9 protein-coding genes are annotated in these 9,245 nt (G+C 68.2%); 3 read left to right on the top strand and 6 right to left on the bottom strand.

What is annotated here, in order from left to right:
• Positions 1-118 precede the first annotated feature (118 nt).
• The 5 genes from AB0C27_RS54385 to AB0C27_RS54365 all read right to left on the bottom strand — a co-directional run bounded on the left by AB0C27_RS54385 (position 119) and on the right by AB0C27_RS54365 (position 3,099).
• Positions 119-433 (bottom strand): SDR family oxidoreductase, encoded by a 315-nt coding sequence (locus AB0C27_RS54385; RefSeq protein ID WP_357862837.1) that lies wholly within the window; start codon positions 431-433, stop codon positions 119-121.
• A 150-nt stretch (positions 434-583) separates the two neighbouring features.
• Positions 584-1,057, bottom strand: coding sequence for a hypothetical protein (locus tag AB0C27_RS54380; RefSeq protein ID WP_357862832.1), 474 nt, complete (start codon positions 1,055-1,057; stop codon positions 584-586).
• Positions 1,058-1,143: 86 nt separating this feature from the next.
• Positions 1,144-1,737 (bottom strand): GNAT family N-acetyltransferase, encoded by a 594-nt coding sequence (locus tag AB0C27_RS54375; RefSeq protein ID WP_357862830.1) that lies wholly within the window; start codon positions 1,735-1,737, stop codon positions 1,144-1,146.
• Positions 1,738-1,776: 39 nt separating this feature from the next.
• Positions 1,777-2,223 (bottom strand): hypothetical protein, encoded by a 447-nt coding sequence (locus AB0C27_RS54370; protein ID WP_357862828.1) that lies wholly within the window; start codon positions 2,221-2,223, stop codon positions 1,777-1,779.
• A gap of 147 nt (positions 2,224-2,370) precedes the next feature.
• Positions 2,371-3,099 carry a hypothetical protein gene (locus AB0C27_RS54365; protein WP_357862826.1) on the bottom strand — a complete coding sequence of 243 codons (729 nt, stop codon included), beginning with the start codon at positions 3,097-3,099 and terminating at the stop codon, positions 2,371-2,373.
• Positions 3,100-4,334: 1,235 nt separating this feature from the next.
• On the opposite strand from AB0C27_RS54365, the gene AB0C27_RS54360 reads away from it, so the two are divergent.
• Entirely contained in the window at positions 4,335-5,216 is an 882-nt protein-coding gene (locus AB0C27_RS54360) for a helix-turn-helix transcriptional regulator (RefSeq protein ID WP_357862824.1), read from the top strand.
• 114 nt (positions 5,217-5,330) lie between these two features.
• Here AB0C27_RS54360 and AB0C27_RS54355 read toward each other — a convergent pair whose 3' ends face one another.
• Positions 5,331-5,546: a DUF397 domain-containing protein gene (locus tag AB0C27_RS54355; RefSeq protein WP_346100761.1), complete on the bottom strand. Its 216-nt coding sequence runs from the start codon at positions 5,544-5,546 to the stop codon at positions 5,331-5,333.
• A 152-nt stretch (positions 5,547-5,698) separates the two neighbouring features.
• On the opposite strand from AB0C27_RS54355, the gene AB0C27_RS54350 reads away from it, so the two are divergent.
• Complete coding sequence (locus AB0C27_RS54350) at positions 5,699-6,928, top strand: BTAD domain-containing putative transcriptional regulator (protein ID WP_357862822.1); 1,230 nt, start codon at positions 5,699-5,701, stop codon at positions 6,926-6,928.
• A gap of 19 nt (positions 6,929-6,947) precedes the next feature.
• Positions 6,948-9,245, top strand: a complete 2,298-nt coding sequence (locus AB0C27_RS54345; RefSeq protein ID WP_357862820.1) for a hypothetical protein — start codon at positions 6,948-6,950, stop codon at positions 9,243-9,245.

The following is a 9,245-nucleotide window of genomic DNA, read 5'->3' as shown; positions in this document are numbered from 1 at the left end:
GCCACGCCCGTAGTCCGACCGGCGGGTCTCCGACCAGCCGACCTAACCCAACCCCACCGATGAAAGGGACATCAACTCGCAGAACGCACTCTGAGTACGAGGGTGATCAACTGCTGGGTCAGGCGTCGTACAGAGGGATCAGCACCCTGTGGTCCGGGGTTGTGGTCAAGGAAGCGATCGTGTCGGCGATCGCCTCTGGCGTGGCTGCGCTGGTCAGGAGGTGTGGAGGGAGCGCCGCTTTGTTGGCGGCGGTGGCGATGAGCTGGGGCAGGAGCACGTGGACGCGGATGCCGTGGGGGCGCAGTTCGAGGTCGAGGATGCGGCCCAGGTGGGCGAGTGCGGCCTTGGTGATGCCGTACGCGGTCGCGCCGACGGCTGCTTCCACACCCGGTCGTGCGCCGATGTGGATGATCACGCCCTCTTTTTTTGCCAGATTACTTCAAGCGTCAAGCATATTTACTTCAAGCTTGATGTGATTCGGGGGTCTTGGTGCTGGTTGAACGGGGGGCGGTGCGCCGTGCGGAGTCGCTCGTTGTGCGCGGCGACGGCGGAGACGCCGCGGTGTGGATGCGTGGCTGGGACGTTATGGTGCCGATGGCGAGTTCTGATCGACCCAGCGTCGCAGGGCGTTGATGCATTGCTGGTTGTACGGCTGCAGTGCTGCGTGGAAGAGCCTGTCCAGTTTTGTGGTGGGCCGGGGGAGATGGAACGCGGGCACGCGGGTCCAGCGTGGCCAGCCGTTTTCGCCCTTCCACCACAGATCTGTTTTCCCGGTCCGGGACGGGCGGATTTCGATGACTCGTTCGGTCGGCACGCGGCGGGTCCACAGCAGTTTGTGCACCTTGACCGTGGTGGGGGTGCAAGTGACGCCCAGCCAGGATGCCCGAATCATGATGACAGTGCCGATCGCCAGTAGCGGCACCGTCACAACAGCGCCCGCGGCCAGGTCGGACGGTGCCGCGTTGAACAGCGGGTCCAAGTGCAGAAGGGTGATCGGCGCGTCGAGGGCGGTGCTCATCCATGATTGCGCGAGCGATATCAAGATCAGCCCTGACACTGCGGCGCACCCGCGCACTATGGGGTGGGCCCGGAGTTTCATGTTTCCATGGTCCGGGCGGACTGAAGGGCTGTCCAGGTGGTGGCTCAGTGGGCAGGGAGTGTTGGGTGGGGAGTGTCGGGGACTATGCCGTGCATGTCGTTGGTGAGGGCCCAGCGGTCGTGGCCGCGCCAGGCGCCGTTGATGAACAGGAGATCAGGGGAGTAGCCCTCGTTGCGGAAGCCGTGGCGTTGCACCAATTTGATGGAGGCGTGGTTGTCGGGGCTGATCTGTGCTTCCAGGCGATGCAGTCGTAATGCGCGGAACGCATGGCGCAATACCAGGCCGAGGCCTTCTGTCATGTATCCGCGATTGGCATAGGGCGGGAAGGCGGCGTAGCCCAGTGAGCCGTTCTGGAAGCGTCCGCGGATGATGCTGTTGATGTTGACATTGCCGGCGATGGCGCCGGTGTCGCGCAGGCAGATCAGCAGGCCGTCGGCGGATCGGCCCTCGTCGAAGCGGGCGAGGAACGTCTGGAACGCTTCCGGGGTCGCGGGCAGGTTGAGGCCGTTGCCGGCCCGGACCCCTTTGATGAACTCGTCCTGGTCGTGGCTGGTGAGACGGCGCAGGATGACTCGGAAAGAGCGCTCCAGGATTTCGCCGGATTCCGTGGCAGGCTTGAATTCATCGCTTTCTGTCACGGACGGAACGATATCGCGGGGCAGCGCTTTTCCAGCAGGTCAGTCGTAGTGGTGATAGCGGGCGGCTTTGGCCTCCTTCTCCTCGCAGAAGAACACGTCGTGGAGCGGTGTCACCGTGTAGTCCTCGTCCCCGGGGACGGTGTAACTCATGGCGGCGGCGAAGCGGGAGGCGACGATGGGCAGGCCGCCGCATCTGATCACGTGGTACGGATAGCGGACCATCGGGCTGACCAGCGGCGTGACCGACGCGATCGCGTACACGAGCACCCCCGCCACCAGCGCGCGCAGCCAGTTTGGACGGAAGCGCAGCAGGGCGAGCAGGATCAGGCCCGCGAGGTAGGCCAGCCCGAACAGCAGCACGTACGTCGCCGAGAACATCATCCACGACCGCCCCCGCACCGCGATGATCACGGCGGCCACGCCCAGCGCGGGCAGGCCGGCGACGAACAGGGCCAGCCACGCACTCGCTCGTCCAAATGACCACATGGGTAGTGAGATGGTGGGATTCGTGGGCTGGTTCCAGGACCGGGCAGATAGGCAAGCAGTTAGGCAGGCAGTCCGGTTGTAGGCCGTCTCATTGAAGAGTTACGGCCGAGCGTTTCCCTGTGCCTTGGGGGACCGATGATCGTGGCGTCAAGGCGTTGGCGGGCCTGAGGGCATGGGTGGCGAGTCCTCGGCCGGCTGCTCTCCGCTGCCGGTCAGCTCGTCAGAGGCTCCGGTGAACTCGGCGATGGCGGCGGGGTGGCCGTCCAGGGCGGCGCGGCGGAACCAGCCGGCCGCCACCCAGGGCTCGCCTCTGCTGCGGTGGGTGCAGCCGAGCTGGTACGCGGCCTCCACATGGCCGCTGTCGCCCGCCAGGCGGTAGAAGAACATCGCCATGCTCAGATGGCCGGGGCGCTGCCGTTGGAAGTCCTGGCCGTACTGATAGGCGAGTTGGGCGGCCAGTTGCCGGTGGTGAGGGCGGTTGAGCAGCTCGGTGGCCTGAGGGTGGCCGGCCTCTTCGGCGCGGCTCAGCCACGGGCGGGCGTCTTCCGGCCAGTCGCGGAGCAGGGCGATGACGGCCAGGCGCATGCAGTCCTGGGCGTTGCGGGGGTTGCTGGCGAACAGTACGCGGATGCCGCTTCGGCCGAAGACTCGGAGGAGGTACTCCCTCGATGGTGAGGGTGGTGTCTCCTCCTTGTCCTCCTCCTTCTTCCTCTTCTTCTCCTCCTGCTCGTCGGTGAGTGGAGGAGTCGGGCGAGTGGGGTGGTTGTCTCGGGCCGCGCGCCACAGGTCGTGCCAAGCCTTCACGTCGTTCAGGGGTTGGATGTCCAGGCCGGTCTGCTCGGCGGCGGTTCGGCAGGCGGTGACGAAAGAGAACACCCAGGGCCATTCTGGTGCTCGCTTGCGTTTACCGGCCAAAATGTCGTGCGTGGTGCTTTCTGCCAGTTCCCTGCTGCTGTTTCGCGAAAATTTTCGCAGGTCGGACAGGGAAGGGGATCCCGCCAGTGTGACCAGCTCATTCAACTGGTCGACCAGCGTGCACAGTGCCAAGTCGCGAGGTTGTTCAGCCATCGCCCCAAGCCGGAAATGAGTGATCTTCGAGATCGGTGTGTGACGGTGGTCATATTGGCATCATCTGGCGGTCAATCTGGTGCAGATCGCATATTCAGCCTCATTTCAGATCGGTGACGACTGAGTCGCCACTCAGGATCGGGGATCTTGTTCTGGGTGGGTGGCAGTCGGGATCGGGGCTGGGGTTGGGCATGGTGGCGGGTGGGGGCAAAGGGCGGTCTTGGGTGCGTGGTGGGCGGCGTGGACAAGGTTGATGAGCAGGGGCGGCAGGGGTGATCGGTGGGGATGTAAAGGGCTGGCGGAGAGGGTCGGATGAGGTCGGACGAAGCCGGACGCGGGAGGTCGGACGGGTTCGGGCGGGGGAGTTGGACGAGTTCGGTCAGCGCGCAGATCAGCGGCCTGTGGAGGGGACGTGATCGTGGCGGGTGGATGAGGATGTCGGATGGGGTTGGACTGGGGGCGTTGGGTGGGTTGGTCGGGGGGCTTAGGGGCATTCGGTCCGGGATCGTCCGGAGTTGCGAGGGGTGGTGGACTTGTGACTCGCCGCTGCCGCAGGATCGGTGACCGCAGCCCTCTCCGCAGTGCTCACCAGCCACGTGAGTCAGGTGGGCGGAAGGGGAGCTTCTGCTCGCAGCCGACGTTGCGCGGGGAACAGCAGGTCGGGAGAGGGTGTCTTCGCTCGTGTGGTGGAGGGTGGCCGGCTCGCCTGTGGCTCGCGAGAGCGTCGGTGGGCCTCAGCGGGCCTCAGCGGGCCTCAGCGGGCCTCAGTGAGCGTCGGCGGGCGTCCTGGGGTGGCGGGTGAGGGTGTGCTGGAGGGCGCGGAGGGGTTAGGGGGGAAGTGTGGATGAATCGTGCGGAATCAGGATAAGTCGGTGCTTTAGGAGGTGTAGGTGGATGAACTGCGACTATGGGGATCGGATCTATGCCGAACCATTATGACCACTTGAACAGCAGCCACTAACCATGCTTCAGTGCCTACACTCCGCATCAAAACAGTTCAAACTGACTCTGCACTTGACCGAGTCGCACAGGATCGGGGACAGATGGAAGACCTCGCAGGTGAGGGAGGGAGGGGTCGTACCAAGCGCCAGCGGCTGGCCGGTGAGTTGCGGCGGCTGCGGGACCTCGCCGGCATCTCCGGGCGGGATCTCGCTCACCGCATCGGCATCAGCCAGTCCAAGGTCTCGCGGATCGAGTCCGGCAGCGTGGTCCCGTCGTTGCCGGAGGTGACGGCGTGGGGTGAGGCGGTGGAGGCGCCGACGCCGACGCGGGAGTTCCTCGCCGACCTCACCCAGGCGGCCTTCACCGAGATGCACACCTGGCGGGAGGCCCTGCAGCGGCAGACGCATCTGCAGGACGAGATCCGCGAGCAGGAGGACCAGGCGCACGTCGTGCGGGTGTACCAGCCGACGATCGTTCCCGGGCTGCTGCAGACCGCGGAGTACGCCCGCCGCGTCTTCTCGCTCTTCGACCCGCCCTATTCCGAGGGTGACCTGCCCATGGTGGTCGCGGCGCGGCTGCAACGGCAGCTCGCGCTGTACGACGAGAGCCGCACCTTCGAGTTCCTGATCACGGAGGCGGCGTTGCGGCTGCGGCCGGGAACGCCGCGTCTTCTGCTGGCCCAACTGGACCGGGTCGCCTCGCTGAGCACGCTGGAGAACGTCCGCATCGGGCTGATCCCGCAGGACGGTGAGGCGCTGGTCTGCCCTTCGAACGGATTCACGCTCTACGAAAGTGACGGCAGCGCGGGTGACAGTTTCGTGGAAGTCGAGGTTACGCACATGAGGTTGACCGTTCGCGATGCCGATGACATTGCCACGTACCATCGGCAATGGTCCGTGCTGGCCGCGATGGCTATTTACGACGACGCGGCGCGGCAATTTCTCGCGAAACTGAGCGCCGATATTCGTGCCATGGCCCGATGACCCGCCATGCGCGCCCTCGCGGCCTCGGGGCCCGGCACTCCTGCGCCGGCCCCGGGGCCGGGGGAGGCGCCGCGGGCCGCGTACCGCGGCGTCTCCCCTGGGGGCGATCGCCTGTTACGTCAGGTCGAACTCCCCGGCGTACACGCCGGAGAGGAACGCGTCCCACTCCGAGTTGCTGAAGTTGAGCGTCGGCCCCGTCGGATTCTTCGAGTCGCGGAGCCCGACCCAGTTCTCGCCGAAGGCGACCTCGACGCAGCCGCCGCCGTGGTCGCTGAAGGTGGCCTTGCGCCACCCGGCGCCCGTCGACTCATTCCGCCTGGCCTCGTTCATTTCGTTCTCCTTTTTCTGGGGGATGCTTTGTGCGTCCCTCTGGAATTAAGGATCGAATAGCGAGTCAGAGACCGGATGAGCGGGCTGATGTAAGGCCCGTCATAGGTCCTTCATAGGTCTTTCATGACAATTCCCGAGTGGAGGAAGTGGCCGTGAGATATCAACTGCTCAATGGGATGCAGGCATTCCGGGACGACCGGCCGGTTCAGCTCGGGGAGCGGCAGCAGCGGCTGTTGCTGGCCCTGCTGCTGCTCGCCGAGGGCAAGCCGGTCACGATTGAGCAGGCCATCGACAAGATCTGGGGCGAGAAGCCGATCAGCAGCGCCCGTCCTGTCCTGTCGCAGTACGCCAGTGACCTGCGCGGCCGGCTCGGCCGCACGCCCAAGGGGACGCTCGTCCTGCCCACCCACACGACCGGCTACTTGGTGGTGGCCGAGCGGGACCAGGTCGACGTGCATCGTTTCCACGACCTCGTCGGCGCGGCGCGGCCGCTGCTGCGCAAGGACGACGCGCGTGCCGTGGAGTTGCTGCGGGACGGTCTGAGGCAGTGGGGCGGCGAAGGCATGCGACCCGGTGAGCCGCTCAGCGGGCTGCCGGGCCCTGGCGCGGCCAACGCGCGCACCAGGCTGCTGGAGGAGCATCGCGCCGCGGTCGTCGAGTGCATGGAGGCCGAACTGCGGCTCGGACGTCACACCCAGGTGGTGCCCGAGGTCCAGGACCTCGTCGAGAGACGTCCGCTGGACGAGGAGGCGACCCGGCTGCTGATGCTGGCGCTGCACCGCGTCGGCCGGTCGTCGGACGCCCTGGCCGCCGGCGACGAGCTGCGGCGCAGGCTGGGGCACGAGCTGGGGACCGACCCCAGCGTACGGATCAGGGACCTGCGGCAGCGGATCCTGCAGCAGGATCCCGGGCTCGAACCACCAGCCGATTCCCCCGTCATCGATTCCTCTGGAGCGAACATGAGATCAGTCGCGGAGCTCGGGAAAGACGCCGCCCACCTCGTCGCAGAAGCCGTGACAGGCGGTGGGACCGCACACCCCGAAGAGCAGGCAGGCGTGTCCTGGGCCGAGGTCTCCTGGGGCCGGCATTCCGTCCAGCTCCTGGAAATGGTGCGGGTACGGTTCGCCGGGGACACGGCCGCGGCGAGCGCGCTCGCCCAGGTCGAGGCCGACCCCGTCGACCCGACGGCGCTCGCGACCCTGGAGCGGGTGCTCGTCGCCCACCTCGGCAGCGACCGCGCCTTCCTGGAAGGCGTTGAGCGCCTGGTCAGGCGGCTGTCGCGGGCGAAGGACGGCTCGCCGTCGATCGTCGCCGACACGATCAAGAACGCCAGCGTCTACCACGCGCCCGTGCACTTCTCGGGCGACTTCACCATCTCCTGAACGCCGTGGAGGCCGGAACATGAGCCAGTCAGTCGAGGACCCTCCGATCGAGGAGGCGGGCGACAAGGCGGAGGCGGAGCAGCCGCCCCAGGCCCGACAGGACAAGGACGACAAACCGCTCAGCGAGGAGGACGCCCTCCGGGCACTCCACCGCAAGGGCGAGAGCGAGGACGAGGCCGAACGCGCGGAGGCGGCGAGGGCCGCCGCGATCGCGGCCAGTGTCATGGAACGGCTGAACGCCGACCCGTTCGGCATGCGGATCGGCACGGTGGCGCTGTTCAACGACGCGGTCAGCTTCGGCGGCGGGATGAATCTCGGCGACGGCGCACGCCGCACCGGGCAGCCGACGGCGCGGATCAGCGAGCGGCGGCTGGCCCACTGGACCGAGGGGCATCTTCCGCTGCCGCGCTTCGACGAGGCGCTGCGGATCCTGGTCGAGCGCCGGCTGCTGATCCTGGCTCTCCCGCCTGGAGGGCGGAAGGCCACAGGGGTGAATCTGCTGGTCAAGGCCGTAAACGAGCAGGCCGCCGTCAGGGAGCGGGCCGTAGGAGCGCAGGAGGCAGGGCAGACGGTGAAAGGTGGTGGGTGTCACGAAGTGCTGGACGCGTCGGCGCTGCGGGACGCGCAGTGGCGGCCGCCCGAGCGGAACAGCGGCTACCTCCTCGTCCTCGACGACGCCACCCCCGGCCTGACTCCCCACCTGATCGACGAGCGGTGGATCGACGACCTGACCGCCTGCCTGAACGAGCACGAGAGCTACCTGGTCCTGGTGACGGGCCCGCCGCGTGGGGCGCTGATGGAGGCCGAGCGTTCTGGGCAGGTGCTGACCACGCTGGGCGGGCTCGATCTCGTACGTCTCATCGAACGCCGCGTCCACGACCGCGAGCCGACCCCCGAGGAGTCGGCCGACCTGCGGCTGCGGCTCATCGAGGCGGGCGCGCTCGAACTCCTGCGCGAGGACACCCGCCCTCGCACCGCGCTGCACCTGGCCACCGTGATCCGCGAGCGGGCGGACCTGGCGGCCAAGGTCAAGGAGTTGCGTGATCCGACGGGCCGGGTCCATGACTGGTTCAGCCGTCATCGCACGCCCGAGGCGATGTGCTTCGCGCTGGCCGCCGCGGCGCTGGAGGATGCCACGTACCTGACGGTCTCGGACGCCGCCGCGCAGCTCTACGATCTGCTCACGCCTGCTGCGGAGGCGCCGCCCGACCTGCGCTTCCGGGAGCGGATCGGCTCCGACCACCCGTGGATCGACGTCTCGGTGGGGTCGGGCGGGCCCGGCGACGTGGCGCCGCGGGTCCGTTATCTCAATCCGCTCGTCCGGCAGGCGGTGCTCGGGTACGCCTGGACCTATCTGGACGGGCAGCGCTCGGCGTTCCTCGCCTGGATCCGCCGGCTGGTCGCCCATCCGGACATCGGCGTACGGGCGCGCACGTCGGTGGCCGCGGGAGTGATCGCCTGGAGCGACTACGACCATGCGCTGCACCGGTTCCTGCGGCCGTGGGCCAGGCACGGCTCCGTCGTGGTGCGCCAGAGCGCGGCCACGGCGCTCGACGTCGTGGGCGGTCACCCCGATCTGGCCGAGGCCGTGTGGCTGCTGCTCGAAGCCTGGGTGGCGGAGGGGGACACGGCCGAGCAGCGCAGGCAGGGGCTGACGGCGGCCGCGGTGCTCGGCGGCGGGCTGGGTGCGGCCCGGCCGCGGCGTGCGGTCAAGGCGTTGCGCGTGCTGCTGGATCGTGACGACTGGGGCACGCTCCTGCCGGTCGGCCACGCGTTGTCCGGCCTGATGGAGCGCGGGAGGGTGGCCGAGGTGCTGGCGGCGCTGGTCGAGTGGTCGCAGCCGCGGGACGCGTCGCCGATGGTGACGAAGGCGCTGGCGGCCTTCGTCTTCGTGGCCGCCCAACCGGTCGCACAACCGGTGGCCCAATCGGCTGCCGAATCGGCCGCCCAATCGGCCGCACAGCCGGCGGGAGAGGCGTCAGGATCGGGCCATCTGCCGCTGCTGCTGGCCGGCGCGGAGGAGCACCGGCCGCAGCTGATCGAACTGTGGGCCCGTGCCCTCGACCGCAGGCCGGCGCAGCAGCCCGCTCTGGAGACGCTGTGCGAATACGTGGACGTGCACGCGGACCGCGACGCGGCCGCCTACCGCGGTGTCCGCGACATCGTGCTCGCCGTGGCCGCCCGCTCGGGCCGGCACCGGGAGCGGCTGCACCACCACCTCGACGACTGGGCCAGGGCCGCCGGGCGTCGCGATCATCCGGCCGCGCGGCTGCTCGCCGAGCTGGGCCGTTCCTCGTACGCGAACGGAAGGACCTGA

The sequence above is a fragment of the Nonomuraea sp. NPDC048882 genome (assembly GCF_040649755.1).
Lineage (GTDB): Bacteria > Actinomycetota > Actinomycetes > Streptosporangiales > Streptosporangiaceae > Nonomuraea > Nonomuraea maheshkhaliensis.
This window is presented reverse-complemented; position numbering and strand designations above follow the sequence as displayed.